13 protein-coding genes and 1 pseudogene are annotated in these 17,236 nt (G+C 55.1%); 5 read left to right on the top strand and 9 right to left on the bottom strand.

Annotated elements, in window-relative coordinates; genetic code table 11:
* Positions 1-337: 337 nt before the first annotated feature.
* From VEV40_RS13365 to VEV40_RS13340, 6 genes and pseudogenes are all read right to left on the bottom strand, one after another.
* Positions 338-1,090 (bottom strand): dienelactone hydrolase family protein, encoded by a 753-nt coding sequence (locus VEV40_RS13365; RefSeq protein ID WP_324832986.1) that lies wholly within the window; start codon positions 1,088-1,090, stop codon positions 338-340.
* 42 nt (positions 1,091-1,132) lie between these two features.
* Positions 1,133-1,617, bottom strand: a pseudogene (locus tag VEV40_RS13360) (DUF4256 domain-containing protein).
* A 207-nt stretch (positions 1,618-1,824) separates the two neighbouring features.
* On the bottom strand, positions 1,825-2,049 hold the full coding sequence (locus VEV40_RS13355; RefSeq protein ID WP_324832984.1) for a hypothetical protein: 225 nt from the start codon (positions 2,047-2,049) through the stop codon (positions 1,825-1,827).
* A 10-nt stretch (positions 2,050-2,059) separates the two neighbouring features.
* Entirely contained in the window at positions 2,060-2,626 is a 567-nt protein-coding gene (locus VEV40_RS13350) for an SRPBCC family protein (protein WP_324832983.1), read from the bottom strand.
* A gap of 17 nt (positions 2,627-2,643) precedes the next feature.
* The gene (locus VEV40_RS13345) at positions 2,644-3,036 is read right to left on the bottom strand and encodes a VOC family protein (RefSeq protein WP_324832982.1); all 393 of its coding nucleotides are present in this window, start codon (positions 3,034-3,036) and stop codon (positions 2,644-2,646) included.
* Positions 3,033-3,416, bottom strand: coding sequence for a metalloregulator ArsR/SmtB family transcription factor (locus VEV40_RS13340; protein ID WP_324832980.1), 384 nt, complete (start codon positions 3,414-3,416; stop codon positions 3,033-3,035). The genes VEV40_RS13345 and VEV40_RS13340 overlap by 4 nt, the downstream gene beginning before the upstream one ends.
* 323 nt (positions 3,417-3,739) lie before the next feature.
* Here VEV40_RS13340 and VEV40_RS13335 point away from each other — a divergent pair, with 323 nt between their 5' ends.
* Together VEV40_RS13335 and VEV40_RS13330 are read left to right on the top strand one after the other, a co-directional pair.
* A complete protein-coding gene (locus VEV40_RS13335) occupies positions 3,740-6,304 on the top strand; it encodes an Ig-like domain repeat protein (RefSeq protein WP_324832979.1) in 2,565 nt (854 codons plus the stop codon).
* Between the two features lie 1,142 nt (positions 6,305-7,446).
* Positions 7,447-8,010: a hypothetical protein gene (locus tag VEV40_RS13330; RefSeq protein ID WP_324832978.1), complete on the top strand. Its 564-nt coding sequence runs from the start codon at positions 7,447-7,449 to the stop codon at positions 8,008-8,010.
* A 16-nt stretch (positions 8,011-8,026) separates the two neighbouring features.
* Here the strand turns inward: VEV40_RS13330 and VEV40_RS13325 are convergent, their stop codons facing one another.
* On the bottom strand, positions 8,027-9,208 hold the full coding sequence (locus tag VEV40_RS13325; RefSeq protein ID WP_324832977.1) for a hypothetical protein: 1,182 nt from the start codon (positions 9,206-9,208) through the stop codon (positions 8,027-8,029).
* A gap of 206 nt (positions 9,209-9,414) precedes the next feature.
* Positions 9,415-10,059 carry a response regulator transcription factor gene (locus VEV40_RS13320; protein WP_324832976.1) on the bottom strand — a complete coding sequence of 215 codons (645 nt, stop codon included), beginning with the start codon at positions 10,057-10,059 and terminating at the stop codon, positions 9,415-9,417.
* 682 nt (positions 10,060-10,741) lie between these two features.
* Here VEV40_RS13320 and VEV40_RS13315 point away from each other — a divergent pair.
* Genes VEV40_RS13315 through VEV40_RS13305 form a run of 3 tightly spaced genes read left to right on the top strand, consistent with a single transcriptional unit; the run spans position 10,742 to position 14,770 of the window.
* Positions 10,742-11,563 carry a cytochrome c gene (locus tag VEV40_RS13315; RefSeq protein WP_324832975.1) on the top strand — a complete coding sequence of 274 codons (822 nt, stop codon included), beginning with the start codon at positions 10,742-10,744 and terminating at the stop codon, positions 11,561-11,563.
* Between the two features lie 31 nt (positions 11,564-11,594).
* Positions 11,595-13,163 carry an acido-empty-quinoprotein group A gene (locus VEV40_RS13310; RefSeq protein ID WP_324832974.1) on the top strand — a complete coding sequence of 523 codons (1,569 nt, stop codon included), beginning with the start codon at positions 11,595-11,597 and terminating at the stop codon, positions 13,161-13,163.
* 44 nt (positions 13,164-13,207) lie between these two features.
* Positions 13,208-14,770 (top strand): acido-empty-quinoprotein group A, encoded by a 1,563-nt coding sequence (locus VEV40_RS13305; protein ID WP_324832972.1) that lies wholly within the window; start codon positions 13,208-13,210, stop codon positions 14,768-14,770.
* Positions 14,771-14,783: 13 nt separating this feature from the next.
* On the opposite strand, the gene VEV40_RS13300 is transcribed toward VEV40_RS13305, so the two are convergent.
* On the bottom strand, positions 14,784-16,973 hold the full coding sequence (locus VEV40_RS13300) for a glycoside hydrolase family 3 C-terminal domain-containing protein (RefSeq protein ID WP_324832971.1): 2,190 nt from the start codon (positions 16,971-16,973) through the stop codon (positions 14,784-14,786).
* Positions 16,974-17,236: the final 263 nt, after the last annotated feature.

The raw sequence follows: 17,236 nt of genomic DNA, 5'->3' as shown, positions 1-17,236 counted from the left end.
CAGTTAGCTATGAAACACGAATCATCTGCTCATCGACGATTGTCATTCGGCTAGTGGAAAATCATACCTGAATCACGGCCGTTCTTGGGTACATGTTCGGGTACAGACACCAGTTTGGCCAATTTACGTTCAATTTCGCTAAACCACTGATACGACATCACTTGGTTTGGTGAAAGCCAACGGTTAATTACACTTATTTATCATAGACTTACGGTATTCTTGGGAAACTCAAAATCCGCCGGGCTTCGGCCCATGGGGGTTCGACCCCCCTCCCGGCACCATAATCCACGGGATTCAAGACTTAAAGCCACCTACATCGGCCCACCTTCCCCCGCGTCTATGTATTCTCAATGAGATTCTCTTTGAACACAGACATGAGCTTGGCGAGGGCTCGTTCTGCCTGACGCTGGTTGTATGCGGAGTTATCAGGCATAGTCCAGCCGTGATGCGCCCCTTCATAGACCTCGCTCTCGTACCGCCCACGCCACGCCTGCAATGCTTTTTCGAGTTCGGCGATGGCTTCGGCATTCATGCTGTTGTCTTCAACGGCATGACCGAAGTAAAGTCTCGCCTTGATCTTCGGCAGGCCGAGATGGGCGCTCTTCGGATCGTTTGCCTTGTAGAGACCGCCACCATGAAATGAGACGGCCACCGCGGCCTTATCGGGACGCGACGCGGCTGCGCGGAACGCCAGCAGGCCGCCGATGCAAAAACCGACAACGCCTATTCCGCCTGGCTTAGTGGTGGGCTGTGAGGTCAGAAAGTCGATGTAGGCTGCGGCATCGGCATCAATGGCATCAGGAGTAAGCGGGCCTAGCAGTTCACCCATCCGCTGCCGCGTTGCATTATCCCCCGGCTTGCGCGGGAACTTGAAGACCGGAGGCTTGCTGGTCCGGTAGAACGGATTGGGGATGAGCACCGTATGGCCCTCATTGACGATCCTCTCGGCCATCTGGCTTATGACATCTCTGGGGCCGCCAATGTCGGGGATAAGAAGCACGCCTGGTTGTGGTCTGCTGTCATCGACTGTGTAAAGCACGGCATCCGTTGTCCCGTCGGGCATGGTCAGCTTAAGTTCCCGCTTTTTCATGGATGGATTCTCCCGATATTCACCATAGGTCAAACTCCAAAGTCAGACCCTTAGCGAGCCACGAAATCCTCTGCCGCCAAAGTACGATTCCGCGCCGTTGTGATACAGGAAAACAGTGTCGTAGCGGCGATCACAAAAGACAGCGCCGCCGAGTTTTCTGTAGCAGGCGGTGTCTTCACCCAGCTTGACGTCTTCGTGTCGAAATTTCCAAGTTTCTGTAGCTCTCGATACTGTTCTTCAGTTAATAGCTCAATGCCCATGACAGCCGCCAGATCAACAGCATTATTTTCTGGTTTGTATTCTTTCCTTGACTCCAGCGCTTCACGGTCGTAGCAAACATTTCTGCGGCCTTTAGGGCTCTCCGCCGAGCAATCATAAAAAATGAATTCGCCTGTCTTTTTATCCTGACCGACAACGTCCGGTTCACCGCCGGTTCTTTCCATTTCATTCAGCAGCCACAGTTTTTCGGCATCCGCTTCCAGTCTTGCCTGCACTTTAACCCATGCCAGACCTTTATGGCGGTTCATATTTTTCTCAAAGCGGGCTTTCAACGCTTTGAGGAGTTCTTCACGCTGTTTTTCGGAAAGGGTCATGTTGAGAATGCTCAGAAAAGGTCGCTGTTTCGTAAGGGCCATGCCGTAAGGAGCACAGAATCCAATGCGGCTTCAGCCGCTGAGGTAATGGGGTCTCTCAAAATAGGACTTTTTCCGCCGCCTCTATGTTAGCCATAGTTTTTATGTTGAGCCGGCACGTCGCTGGCTGCGCCACTTAACGGCATAGGGCAGCACGAACAAGTACAGACCGGTGAAAAAGAGCAAGGCGAGCACGGCCACCGCCATAAGACCTAATCGATTGGTGTATTTTCCCCGCACCACGGCGATGCCGGTGACAATGATGGCAAGGGTAAATGCCATGGACAGCCAGCGATGGGTCTGCCGAATCCATCGGTTCCAGTTCAATGGGACCTCCCTACAACTTCTTAGCCACCTTAGGCCAGTTGTTTTCAACACCGAACAGCTCGGCGTACTCCGCGTTCAGCCGCTGCCAGCCGACGAACTTCGCTGCGTCGGGGCCGACCATGCGTCCGATGGGAGTTCCGTTGAGGAGGTGATCCAGCACATCAATACAAATGTGCCACCCGGCAGCCCCCATGGAGATGAAGTGGCGAGCAATATTAGTCCACAGTGTCAGGCGAGTGCCTCCATCCAGGGCTTTGAGTTCCCACCGCATATTGAAGCCGCCCCAGTTGTACTCAAGCGCCTCGGGAGCGTCGGCTCGCGTCACGGTCGTTTCGGTAACGTGCAGCGTAGGCGCTCCCACTGTGGTGAGTTTCACCGTGTTTCCAGCCGTACCGAGGTTTCCATCGGCGTCAAAAGGGGCCCACTCGCGCAGATGCCTCGGATCGGTGAGCGCCTGCCAGACTTTTTCCGGCGGGTGGCGGAGCTCCCTGACAAGAATAAGCGTCCACTTCTCTCCGTCCTTTTGTACCTGTGCTCCGTAGGCCGGGCGCGGCGTGTACTGTTCGAGATTGCCCATCGCATTTCTCCTTTGTCTTACCAGCGCTTCAGTTGCGTGATCTGAATGAGATTACCGCAGGTGTCGTTCAGCATGGCGATTTTAGAGGCCGTCACGTCCGTTGGCGTCATGGTGAACTCGGCGCCCTGCGCTTTCATGCGTTCGTAATCGGCCTGGATGTCGTCGGTAAAGAACATGGCTGCGGGCTGGCTTTGCTGGAACAAGGCCTGCTGGTACGCTTTGGCCGCAGGGTTGTTGTTGAGCGCCAGCTGCAGCTCGGTGCCGTCCGGCTCCTCCGGCGAAGCCACGGTGAGCCAGCGATAAGGCCCCTGGCTGAAGTCGGTCTTCTTCACGAAACCAAGCACTTCTGTATAGAAGCGCAGGGCCTTGTCCTGATCGTCCACGTGTACGCTGGTCACTTTGATTTTCATTTCGTTTCTCCTCTATCACGTTTGCGGTTGGACTGCGTTGGCTTCTGCTTGTTTTCTTTTTTCTTTGGGGTTGATGGACTCATGCGGTCGAGGTGGCGTTCGAGAGCATCGACGTGAGTGGACCAGAAATTGCGGAACTGAGCCAGCCACATATCCACCTCCTGAAATGGTTCTGGCTTCAGCCGATAGAGACGGCGCTGTGCATCCACTGTGGATTCTACGAAACCTGCCTCGCGCAGCACGCGCAGGTGCTTTGAGACGGCCGGCTGCGGCATTCGAAGTTGGCGCTCGATCTCTCCCACAGACTGCTGCGATGAGGTCAGCAGGCTCAATATAGCGCGGCGGTTCGGCTCCGCAATGATTTCGAATACAGATTCCACCCACCCTATATACCTCATCGGGTATATGCATGTCAAGGCATATAACGCATACAAAGTTCCTATATGTTTTTAATCAGCTCGATCCAGGCCTCTGTCGGTATACACGAAATGAAGCTAACGTGTTTCCATCTCGACAACTCCTTGTGACAGCGGTAGTCTTGTTCCCCATCCGGGTGGGCCACGCCGCCACTCCGCTGGAAGACCTCCCAACTGCTCCCTTCCTCTCAGTACGACGTCTACTGATCTGAATCAGCTCCCAGCCCCCCAACTCCACGTCTGTGCGGGCCCCTAAAACAATCTGAATCATGCAAGGAGTTACAGCCATGAAGCGAGCTTTCCTTTGGACCGCTCTCCGAGCCGGAGTACTCTTGTGCCCGGCGTTGCTTGCATCCACCGCTGCTTTTGCGCAATCGACCGATGCAATTGCGCAATCAGACAAACGCATCATCTCGCTCGACCCCAGTCAAACATCGAATGCGACGAGCACCATACGTGTGAAAGGCGAGGCCTCGTTTTTTGGGCAGTCGAACGATGTAATTGCACAATCAGCCAAGCCCGTCATCTCTCTCGATCCGGGTCAAATCTCGAATGCGACGAGCGCCATACGTGTGAAAGGTGAGGCCTCGTTTGCCAATGCACCAGCGAACTTCCACAGCTTTCCCTCTGCGCGGGTGGGAGAAAGCACTTATGTGGAAACCCTGACGCTGCGTTTTGCAGCGTCAACGAAACTGACCAAAATCGAATCCAGCAAAGACTTCCAGATAGAGCAGGGCGGCAGTTGCGCTGCCGAGAGCTTCTTCGCGGCCGGAGACAGCTGCACCTTGCTGGTTCGCTTTACGCCGCAGGGAGCAGGCCCGCGGATGGGTAAAGTAACGATTACGCACACCACATCAGCACAGGCCTTCAATATCGGCCTGGGCGGCTTCGGATATGCGCCTGTTGTCAGCTTCACTCCGGCAGTGATCACAACTGTGCCCGGCACCTTTCCTTCGGGTGCAGGCCTGCTGAATGGCGCAAAGAATCTTACCGTGGATGGCGGCGATTCGCTGTATATCGCCGACACGGGCAACAATCTTATACGCTACCTCGATTCGAGCGGAACTTTCAAAACACTGGCATCGGGCTATACAGCCCCACGCGGGATAGCGGTGGACACTTTTGGTGAAGTGTACTTCGACCTGCCGACAGCCAACATGTATGAAATTTATGATTATGGCCCGGTGGTCCAGGTCAATGGCGCAGTGTCGCAGACCTGCACGGCTGCATCCCCCTGCAACCTCAGCGGCGAGGCGTTGAGCAATCCGGGGACGATGAGCATCGATCCCTACAATCATTTATTCTTCGTCGACGGCCACATGGGAGCCGCGATGGCGACCGTGCAGCCTCTTCCGGCAAAGCTAGTCTTGCTCTACGATCCGTTCCCGTATCAGACCAACCCAACGAGTCCTATCACCGTGGATGGCTCAGACAACATCTACAGCTTCTGGTCCAATGGAGGAACGTGCTCCATCATCCAAAGTTCACTCTATAATGCGGAAAATTCCAACGTAGCATTTACCAAAATCGCGGGCGGACACACCTGCGGGTTCAGCGGAGACGGCGGGGAGGCCGGCAATGCTGAGATAGGGGCGACCATGGGCCAGATGGCCTTTGATATTGCTGGAAATCTTTATTTCAGTGATACGGCCAACCAGCGCGTTCGCCGCATCGATGCCACCACCGGAATCATCAACACCATCGCCGGATCTGGAGTAGCCGGTTATGGCGGTGATGGCAGCCAGGCCAATACTGCGACACTAAGCTCTCCCACTGGAATGGCAGTCGATTCACAGGGGCAGGTGTACATCATCAGCGGCGCAGCGGCTACTGGATCGGCTCAAGTCATACGCAAACTCGGGCCGGACGGGCGGCTGACTTTTTTTGGGCAGCCAAAAGGGACAACCAGCTCGGTCAACAAAGTCACAGTGTCCAACACCGGTAACTCGACGCTGACGCTTACCAATGTTGCTATAGTTGGCACCAATGCCGCGGATTTCAAAATCGACCCTACCACCACAAGCTGCCTGCTCACCCCTGGCTCGACTCTGAACGCCGGACAGAGTTGTAAAGTGGGCATACTATTCACGCCGTCCGCGGCAGGCGGGCGTTCGGCGACGCTCGTATTCCTCGACAATACCGTGAACAACCAGAACAATGTAGAACTTTTCGGCACGGGCACGCTGCCTCTGCCAACATTCACTATCACCTCGCCTACAACCGGAACCTCGGTCACGGCTGGAACGGCGGTTACGTTCTCCGTGAGCGTGACCTCCGCATCGTCACCCGCGCCGACAGGTAAGGTGACCATGCTGCTGGACGGAGCGACCATCGGCGGCAGCCCGGCAACGCTGAACTCCTCCGGCGTGGCTTCGCTGAGTGTGGTAACCTCCGTCACCGGCACGCACACGCTCTCGGCGACTTACAACGGCGACGCGAATTATGGGGCAACCGGCCCCATTACCCGAACCTATACTGTGACCGCAGCGGCTGCGGTACCTCCGACTGTCACGCTCACATCGTCAGCCAATCCCGCGATGAGTTGCAAAGCGGTCGTCTTTTCTGTCACAGTCACAGGAACAAATGGTGGCACACCAACCGGCAAGGTGGAGCTGAACCGAGGCGCTACCGTGCTGGGCACTGCTACCTTGAACGATGGTGAGGCAAGACTCTCTACCTCTGCGCTTTTTGCCGGAACGAATGTACTAACCGCGAGTTACGAAGGTGACGCCAGGAATGGTGCAGCCACGTCGGCAGCATTCAGGCAAATGATTTCGTCGCGCCATTTGTGTAAGATCATCGCGCCTCCTCGGCACCGGATAACACTCGGTTCGTTGTCCTATCAGCCATAAAACTACCTCGCGCGGGTGAGAGGTTTAATCTCTCGCCCGTGCCCGGCGCCAAAGTCGATTACATGCCCAGAACTTGGCTAGAAGCTTGTACAAAATGACGTTCTGCATCTCAACATTGCAAAGTTCGCCCCAACCCCAAATATGCTCTGGAGCAAGTACAGACTTGCTCCAGAGCAGCGACAGAATTGGAACGATAGAGGAGCATGAATTCAGCGAAGGTTCACCGGATTCGCCAGAGCAGTGTGGCGCATTTTTGAGCTAACTCGGTCAGCACCCTTTCTTAAGCACCGAATTGTTGTAGCGGGACAGATACCTCGCACTCCAAGAACTTATGCGTTCGAGCGGAGTTCAACTCCGCTCCTTTTTGCTCGCCGCTCTAAAGGAAATTTCCGTGCCTACTGCGCTTCAGACTATTGAGAGGGCTTCAATTTCTGGCCCTGTCATTGGCAGCCAAGCGAACCATCCTCGCCTCGATCCTCACGGTCTTCGACCTGATAGTTACTATCGTCGTGGTCAACCATATGCGGTATTTGTACAGACCGCCATTTTCGACTCTTCAAACGACTGTACTGCTTATTAGCGGCTTTGCGCTCCTGTACTGCACACTGGCCCACATCTGGTACAAGGTCTACCAGATCTACCAGAGGCGAGGTCTGTTCCAATCCAAATCCAAGTGATTTGTGAAAGTTTCTTTTTAGCAGGCTGTTTCCCCGAAAGATATGCTAGACATGGTTTACGCGAACACTCGGCAGCGACTGAATCCTGTCAACTCTGACAGTTGCGGCACCTCATTATCAGGATCATGCTGAATTTGGGGATTTTGAACCGATCATAGGGCGTAAGAGAGCATTCCTACAGTGGATTTTGTGGCGTATGACCAGGCAGGAAAAGTTAAGCACCATGGTTACAACGTGCTAATTGAATACTATCGCTCTTAGTATCAGGCACTATCCTGGTGCATCAGGTCGTGACTTATCCCTAAAACTATAGATGCGCTGGTAATCAGGAAACTCTTTCAGGGGACCGTCCTCTTCGCCCTTACTTTTCCCTGCGCCTTAGCAGCCCAGAACGATACCAGCGATGCCGGTAAAAAATCCGGGACGGTCAACATTGGCATTGATTACCTGCTGAATTACCTCAACATGGCCGGAACGAAAAAGGCGGCCGACTTCCAGCCGTTGACGCAGCACGAGAGAAACCAGCTTTACTTCAAGACTATGGCCAACCCACTGGGCTATATAAAGGCCGGGTTTTCAGCGGGAATTGACCAATGGAACGACAAACCTGAGGAATGGGAACAAGGGGCATCCGGTTACGGTAAGCGCTTTGCGAACATCGTCGGACAATATTCAATCCAGCGCACGGTTACATTTGGCGTGTCCAGCGCTTTGCATGAAGACAATCGCTATTTCAACTCTGGCAGGAAAGGCGTGTGGCCGCGCACAGAATATGCGCTCCTCAGCGGCATGTTGGCGCGACATGACAACGGAAGACTGCATGTTTCCGTGTCTCAATTAGGAGGGGTAGCAGCAGGCGCTTTTCTGTCGCGACTATGGCAGCCTCCCAGCCAGAGTTCCGCGGAGGATGGAGCCGTAAGTTTCGGGATCACAATGGGTAGCAATATAGCCTTCGGCGTGCTGAAGGAATTCCTTCCTGATTTAGGCCGCGCGCTCGCAAAGAAACATCAAGCATCACCTACACCATAATGCGATGCCCCGCGCCTTACATCACAAATTTGAGTAACAGTTTCATGACATCTTTCAGCGGCATTACGGTAAGCAGCAAGGGCGCCATTGGAAGCAGGCTTGTTATAACCAGATGAATCAACGTGCGCGGATCGACAGGCAATGGCTTCATCTTCTCAACAAACTCATAACTATTGCCCAGATCCGCAAGTGACTGGATATCACCTGTGCCCAGCAATGGCTCGTCATCCGGATTCTTGTGCTGTATCCACTTCTTGTGGAACTGTCCCGTATATGTGGTTGCCAGTGTCCCATATTGATGGAGTCCGACGCGCTTTGTCCTGAGAAGTGTTCCCGTGAAGAGAATCAGCGGACCCACAACAATGAGGAGAGCAATGACAACGTAGGCAGCAATTGCAGGAGCGAAATGCTTCAGCGGAATCTTGTCATACAGAATATTGTTCGCCATCACCCCGGCGCTTCCAACTGAAAATGCGAACAGCAGAATCCCGAAAAAGCGCTGCGCTTCGCCAACAAAGCCCAATCCCGCAGCCTGGTCCGGATGGGGCGGAAAGAGTTGCAGATCGAGTCTGCGGACCCTAGCGAGAAACTGGAACCAGAGAAAGAGTCTCCATAACCACCGGAGCATGAGGAACTGGAACAGCGGCGTGCAAAACCCCAGAAGCCACCATCCGGCCCATGTGAGCGATAACCCATTGTCAGTATGGGTCGAATACCAGGTAGTAACATGGACCGCGGTCTGCGTGAATGCAAAAATTGCGATGCTATAGGCGAGAACCGCGATAATTATTTCTGCAAGGATTGAATCACGCGCGCGCAGACCGCGCTCCACTAAGCCGTCGAACCGCTGATAGTCTTTTTCAATGACCACGCCCGAAGTAACAAAATGCTCGGCTGCCCCTGCTATCCGTGGCCCAAGTATGTTTTCCGCCAGCAGGAGCAATGGAATGGCAAGCAGGAAACGAGTATAGGCGCTCAAATCACGTATAAAGGGTACCGGCACATTTCCAAAAGCCCGTCCCTGGATTGCCGACAGGATCAACAGCGGAAACCATGTAAGCAGCGCGGCGACGAGGGCCCTCCTTTTGGTGAAGGGGACGTCCTTCTTGATGACTCCAAGGCGTTTCTGAATGTTAAAGAGAGGGCCGCCCTCCATGAGTAAAAAAGGGCGAATAGTGAGATTCTCGGTCTCGTTCACGATTTCCTCCAGTGCAACTACATCTTGGTCCAGCCTCAATGCATACATGGCTGGGAGAGGTAAGGCCCAGCTAAAGCCGGAATCCCGTGTCGAATGTCGCTGGATCAAATAAGTGAATCAATACTTCGCGCCGGGCGCATTGAGAAGACAAAAGCATTGACCACTTTTTATAGAGTGAGCATATATATGAATACTGAGATACTTATCTACTCTGGCGGCACAAGGTTTTCTCGAATAGCAAGCTTTAGCAGTTCCACGTTGCTGCGCAGATTAAAGTCCTGCATGATTTTGTATTTATGAAATGCCACTGTTCTAGGTGTAAGGCTCAAAGTTTCAGCGGCCGCTTTCATTGTCAGGCCCTCAGCCAATAACTGAAGTACCTCTCGTTGCCGCGCTGTAAGCAGCTTTTCGCCAGAAGGAGCGGAAGCGTTCTGGAAAAGCTCCCGTCTCTGCTTATGGTTTGCCACTCGTGGTGTTATATATGGTTTGGCGCCGATCAACTCGCGAAGAGCGTAAGTTAGCTCAGGGCCTGCTGAGTTCTTGAGCAGGAAACCTGCCGCCCACTCGCGGAGAGCTTCGACCGCTATGCCGACGCCTTCATTCATAGTCACCATGAGAAGTCTCGTTCTTGGCACCAGATCCTTGAGTTTTCTGCCGATCTCCGGGCCGTTCAGCAATGGCATGCCAACATCGATGACGATCAGGTCCGGTAACAGGTGCGATGCCACATGCAGGAGTGCGCGACCGTCAGAAACGGTCCCGACGATTTCGAACTCAGGTTCCAGAAGTTTTCGGAACGCATCCATTCGCAATATACGATCATCAACCAGAAGAATTCGGGGTCGCCTCATGTTCTACCTCCTCAACAGCTTGTGGGGCCCACCTGCTAATCAGAGGAACAAGTAGTCATGCACATAAACTTCGGCAACAAATGAATAGGTCTTCGAAATATCGAAACCTTCAGGCTTTCTGGAATGTGACCTTAGCGCACTGACAAAAGATGAAAGTACTGAAAATCTTACAGCGTCATTTTGGCAACTCAGGATAGGTTGTTTTTTACCTGGGGGTCAAGTTCTTCAATGGATATGAGTGCTGAAAGTTATCGTCCCCGTAACCTGTAAGAAATACCAGCAACGCACCGCCTTCTATTTGTGCAACAGGTTGGTGCATAATCCGGGCGATAAATCTTCGATATGTGTCCTCCTGTGCCAAAAAAACAAATGCGTTCTCATTAACCATGGTTCTGGGAAACCGTTCTTGACACGTCCGGAAGTTGTCTGAAATCGCGAAGAGCCGTCAGGATGAGCGGAAGCATTTCAAGAAATCGGATGCTGAAGCAGCCCATTATCGAGAAGACGCCACCGAACTGGAAAAACGGTTGTCGTCCCAAATTTAGGAAACGTACGAAAAGCGCTGTCCTCAACCGCCCGAATGAATTACGATTTATGCAACTGATTACATATTCGGGATTGTGCGTGCTGCCGGTGTTTTTTGGTGCTGTTTCATCCCGGATGAATGAGGATTCATTCAAGGATGAAGAGATTTCTGGGTGCAGCACTCTTAGCGGCAGGAGTGGGTTTTCTTGTCTCCCAAGCCACGCGGACACCGATCTACGCAGCCTCTAATGGGCAACAGCCCAGCCAGCCGGCAGCGAACACCACCCCGGCGCATGAAGAGGACCTGGCGAAAGCCGGCAGCGAAGTCTTTGGCCAGAACTGCGCCTTCTGCCATGGCCGCGACGCCATGGGTGGCGAGACTGGCCCCGATCTGACCCGCTCCAAGCTGGTGCTCTCCGATTCGGGCGGCGACAAGATATCGAAGGTGGTGCGCGATGGACGGCCAACAAAGGGCATGCCCTCGTTCACCTTCTCCAGCCAGGAGATGGACGGGCTTGTAGCCTTCATCCATTCGCAGGCAGCGAAGGCCGCAGCGCAGGCTGGCGGACGCCGCGGCGTCGATGTCTCCGACCTGCAAACCGGCAATGTCGAGAAGGGCAAGGAATACTTCAACGGGGCCGGGGGATGCTCCAAGTGTCACTCGCCCACAGGCGACCTAGCCGGCATTGCCTCGAAATATGAGGGACTTCATCTCGAAGAGCAAATGCTCTATCCGCGCGAAGCCAAGAGCAAGGTGACGGTCACTCTGCCTTCCGGAGAAAAAATTTCCGGAACGCTAGCCTATCTTGATGAGTTTGTCGTCGGTCTGCGCGACGCGAACGACACTTATCACTCCTGGCCCACGTCAAAGGTGAAATACGTCGTGGATTCGCCGGTGGAAGCGCATGTCGAACAGTTCCCGAAATACACCGACGACGACATCCACAACCTGATGGCTTACCTGCAAACGCTGCGCTGATCTCATTCGCACTGAGGGGTTCTCTGCCGAAATGAAGTTGCTGAAACACGCCTGGTTTCTTACCGCGCTTGCGCCGCTGGTAGCGTTGCCATCTCTCGTGACCGCGCAGAACCTTGATTCAGCGGAGTTGCTGAAACCTCCGGCGGATAGCTGGCCCGGATATCATGGCGACTACTCCGGCAGACGCCACAGCAGCCTGACGCAGATTACGCCGCAGAACGTAAAGAACCTCACGCTGGCGTGGGCATTCCAGACTGATCAGACGATGGAGATCAAGTCATCGCCGCTACTGGTCGACGGAATACTGTACTTCACCGTGCCGGACAATATCTGGGCCGTCGATGCCCGTTCAGGGAATGAAGTCTGGCATTTCAGCCATCCGACCAAACAGGGTTTGCACATCGGCCACCGTGGCGTGGCCATGTACAAGGGCTGGCTCTATTTCGTTACGCCCGACGACCACTTGATCTCGCTGAACGCGAAAGATGGAACCGTGCGCTGGGATGTCGAGATTGCCGATGTGAAGAAAGGCTACTGGACAACGCTCGCGCCTCTCGTCGTCGGCAACCATGTGATTGTCGGCGTCTCCGGCGACTTCGACAACCTGGCTGGTTATCTGCGGGCCATCGATCCGGAAACCGGCGCAGAACAGTGGCAGTGGAACTCGACTCCACCTGCGGGCGCTCCGAACAGTACTACTGGCGGCATGACATGGATGACCGGCACCTATGATCCATCGCTCAATCTGATCTATTGGGGAACAGGGAATCCGACGCCGGTCCTGAACGGATCATCGCGTCCGGGCGACAACCTCTATACATGCAGCATCGTTGCGATTAACCCGGACACGGGAAAGCTGGCCTGGGGCTTCTCGATTTCACCGCACGATACACATGATTGGGACGCGGTCGAGACCCCCGTGCTGGTGGATGGAATGTTCCACGGCAAGCCGCGAAAGATGCTTATGCAGAGTTCGCGCAACGGCTATTTCTTCGTTCTCGACCGTACCAATGGCGAGAGCCTCCTGACCGTCCCCTACGGCCCGACTAACTGGACTTTGGGCATCGACAAGCAGGGGCATCCAATTCCGAATCCGGCAAAGGAACCCGCGCCCGACGGACGCCTGATCGCACCCGACGAAGGCGGCATGACGAACTATCGCTCGCCTAGCTTCGATCCTAAAACCGGCTTATTTATCGTGGATGCTCACCCAAGCTGGAGCATTTACTTCGCCAAGCCCGCGGACGGCAATTACGGATGGGCCGGCGCTGACTATGGACTGTGGGGCAAAGGCGTCATCAAAGCCATCGACTACCAGACAGGAAAAATCCGCTGGAGCCATGATGTGGGCGAGGGTGGATCAGGAGCAGGCGTCTTGACCACGGATTCCGGCCTGACCTTCACCGGCGATGCTTATGGAAATGTCCTGGCGCTGGAAACGAGTAATGGCAAAACTCTATGGCATGCGGGAACAGGAGCGTCCATGCAGAGTTCGCCCATTACCTATGAGTTGGATGGCCGCCAGTACATGGTCACCAGCAGCGGTGGAGTGTTGTTCGCCTGGGCGCTGCCGCAAGGCGCGGACGAGTCGTCGCACTAGATTGACAAGTTGTTTGATGTTTTTAGAGAAGGTCCTAAATCAATATGAAGCTTTTGAAAATCGCATCGGTTGTTGCATTGAGCGCGCTTGCATGGGGTTCTTCCTGCCTGCTGCAAGCACAGAACGTTGATTCTGCCATGCTGCTCAAGCCGCCGGCCAACAGTTGGCCCAGCTATCACGGCGATTACACCGGTCAGCGCCACAGCAAATTGACGCAGATCACGCCACAGAATGTTAAAAACCTGACCTTGGCCTGGGCATTCCAGACGCAGCATAACGACACCGTCAAGTCCACGCCAATCCTTGTAGACGGAGTGCTGTACTTCACCATCCCGGACAACGTCTGGGCCGTGGACGCCCGCTCCGGCCACATGCTTTGGCACTATACCTATCCGCCGAACAAGGGCGACCACATCGGTCAGCGCGGCGTGGCAATCTATAAGGACTCGGTCTTCTTCACTTCTCCGGATGCGCACCTGATTTCCCTGAACGCAAAGGACGGCAAGGTGCGCTGGATTGTTGAAGTCGCCGATGTCAACAAAGGGTATTGGGACACACTGGCCCCGCAAATTGTGGGGAACCACGTCATCGTTGGCGTCGGCGGCGACCTGGACAACCTTCCAACATTTATCCGGTCTTACGATCCTGAAACCGGCAAGGAGCAATGGCAATGGGACGCAACTCCGCCCGCGGGCACTCCCGGCGGTTCTACCGGTGGCACCACCTGGATGTCAGGCACTTATGATCCGGAGCTGAACCTGATCTATTGGGGCACAGGAAATCCCACTCCGGTTCTCAGCGGCGCCACGCGTCCTGGCGACGACCTCTACACCTGCAGCATCGTCGCGCTGAACGCCGACACGGGAAAGATGGCGTGGGGATTCTCGGCATCGCCGCATGACACCCATGACTGGGACGCCGTAGAAATTCCTGTGCTGGTGGATGGAATGTTTCATGGCAAGCCGCGCAAGATGCTGATGCAGGCATCGCGCAACGGCTATTTCTTTGTCCTTGACCGCACCAACGGAAAGAGCCTGCTGACTGTGCCCTTCGGCCCGGTGAACTGGACCCTCGGCGTCGATAAAGAGGGCCGTCCGATTCCCAATCCGGCAAAGGAACCCGCTCCCGATGGCCGGATTATCGCGCCCGACGAAGGCGGACTGACGAATTTCCGTTCGCCCAGCTTTGATCCGAAGACTGGCCTGTTCATCGTCGATGCCCACCCCAGCTGGAGCATTTACTTCTCCAAAGCAGCCGATGGCCAATACGGATGGGCTGGCGCTGATTATGGCGTGTGGGGCAAAGGAGTCATCGAGGCCATCGATTATCAGACAGGGAAAATTCGCTGGAGCCATGAACTCGGCCCCGAAGGGTCAGGTGCCGGCGTGATGACGACAGACTCGGGGCTGACCTTTACCGGCGACGCTCACGGCAACTTCCTGGCGCTGGATACTGCCACCGGAAAAACATTATGGCATGCTGGCGCAGGAGGCGGCATCTCCAGCTCTCCCATTACCTACGAACTCGATGGCCATCAGTACCTTCTGACCAGCGGCGGCAGCGTATTGTTTGCCTGGAAACTTCCCGATACAGCCGCTGCTCATTGATCTGACACTCTGCCTACTGCACGCGGATCGTACTCGTCAGCTTGATGTCGGATGACGAGCTTCCGATCATGACACTCACCGGTTCAGTTTCGACCCTGAAGCCGGGCAGCGTCTCGTCCCAGTAGGCAAGAGCGGAGGCCTTCAGCGGGATCTGCACAGTCTTCGTCTCATTTGGCTGGAGCGTCACACGCTGGAAGCCTTTCAATTCTTCACGCGGACGCTCGACCTTCGATTGCAGGTGCTTCACATAGAGCTGGACCACCTCATCGCCCGCGCGGCTTCCCGTGTTCGTCACATCCACGCTGACCGTCATGGTTCCGTCTTTAGCCATCTGTGCCGAACTGGTTCGCAGGTTGGAGTAGCGGAAGGTCGTATAGCTTAACCCGTAACCGAACGGATAAAGCGGATCGCCTTTGAAATACATGTAAGTGCGGCCGTGGCGAATATCGTAATCCATCATGGGCGGCAACTGATCGAGCGATCGCGGCCACGTCGTCACCAGACGACCAGCGGGGTTGTAATCACCGAACAGGACTTTCGCCAGAGCGGTTCCTTCGTCCTGCGAGGAATGGGCCATGTGCAGGATTGCGGGAACATGGGCCTGCGACCAGTTGATGGCAAACGGGAAACTGGAGACCAGAATGACGATGGTCTTCGAGTTTGCGGCATATACCTGCTTCACCAGTTGCTCCTGTGCAAGGTCGATGCTCTCGCGGTCGCGCCCTTCGCGCCCGTCGCTGGGCACGGTGCAGGGAAGCGTGCCGCCTCCGTCGTAGTCAGTGCTGTGCCAGTCGTGCGCCATATCCGGCCCGCAGGTCGGATCATTGCCTACCACGACCACTGCTACATCCGAAGATTTCGCCGCGTTGTACGCAGCATCTCCTATCTCATCGGCGGCATAGTTGACCTTCACGCCGGGTCCAACTTCATCCTTGATGCCTTGCAGCGGCGTGATGGCGTAAGGCGGCGTGCCGCCGTACCAGTCCCAGTGAACCGAATCGGCAAGCGGCCCGATAACGGCAATCGACTTGATCGAATCTTTGTTCAATGGCAGAAGCGAATCCGCATTCTTCAGCAGCACCACCGATTCAAGCGCCATTTGCTTCGATACCGCCCGGTCCTTTTCCGTGTTCCATGGCTCCGGCGAGTCTTTGATCTTCGAATAGGGAACCATCTCCGGCGGGTCCAGCAAGCCAAGCCGCAGAGTGATGCGGAACTTGGGCCGGAGCAGGTCGTCAATTTCCGCCTCGGTGACCGAGCCGTCTTTCAGCGCAGCCTTCGTTTCATCCTGATACGTATCGAGAAACTGATTGATGCCGGCTGTGAGACAGGCAACCACGGCCTCTTTTTTATTTGCAAAGCGCTTGTGCGCCGTGACAAGAAGCCTGACCGCTCCGCCATCGCTCGAAAGTACATCCACGCCCCACTGCTTTTGCACGATGCTCTTCAGAATCGGATTGATGGCCATGGGCGTGCCATTCCAGGCGTTATACGAGGCCATTACCCCCTTCGCTCCGCCGTCAACGAAGCCCATGCGGAAAGGAACTGAATAGTACTCCCAGAACAGGCGCTGATCGAAGTTGGAAGACGAGCTTGTGCGGTAGTCTTCATTACTGTTCGCCAGAAAATGCTTGAGCAGTGCGGCCGCCTGCCAATACTTTGGATCGTCGCCCTGCAGTCCTTTGATGAAAGCAACCGCCATGGTTCCATTGAAGAATGGGTCTTCTCCATACACCTCTTCGCTGCGGCCCCAGCGCGGATCGCGCGCCAGGTCAGACTGCGGTCCCCAGAGCATTAGAATCTGGCGATCGTACTTTTCCGTTTGCGTGATAAAGCGCGCCTCATAACCCTCGACGCCGCCAGCTTCGCGCACCAGCGCCGGGTCCCACGACTCGCCCATGCCCGGCGGCTGCGGAAACTGCGTCGTAGTGATGGCTGCGCGATTGGCCCTTCCGCCGCCGCGCTGGACCACTCCGTGGATGCCTTCCGAAGCGCCGAAATTCGGCACGCCGAGCCGTGGCACCGCGGTATTTGTCCCCAGACAATGGATCTTCTCGTCAATGGTCATCAGCGAGAGAAGGTTATCGATCCTCTTCTCTGCGGGAAGAGTTGGGTCATTAAACGGATACGCAGATTTTTGCGCAAGGACTGGAACGAAGCTGAGAACAAAAAGGCCGAGTGTGCTCGCAAGTCGCATTTTCATAAGCAGGGGATGTTTTGCAAACGCACTAAGCCTACCATGCTCGCAGCGACACACGTGGGACCCTGCAGCCGAGACTACGGGATTGTCGCGGCGACCGTGTTGGATGGTGTGCTTTCCACTCCCGAGCCATCGACGCTGGTTACAAAATAGTTGTACGACGCACCGCTCTGAACCATCGTATCCACGTAAACCGTTTCGGTCTCCGTCGACGAATTTATCCGCTGATACGAAGAACTGCTTTGTGGCGAACGGTAGACATTGTA

Origin of the sequence: Alloacidobacterium sp. (assembly GCF_035631355.1) — a bacterium.
GTDB lineage: Bacteria > Acidobacteriota > Terriglobia > Terriglobales > Acidobacteriaceae > Alloacidobacterium.
Note: the sequence above shows the minus strand (reverse complement) of the source record. Positions and strands in the feature narration are given on the sequence as shown.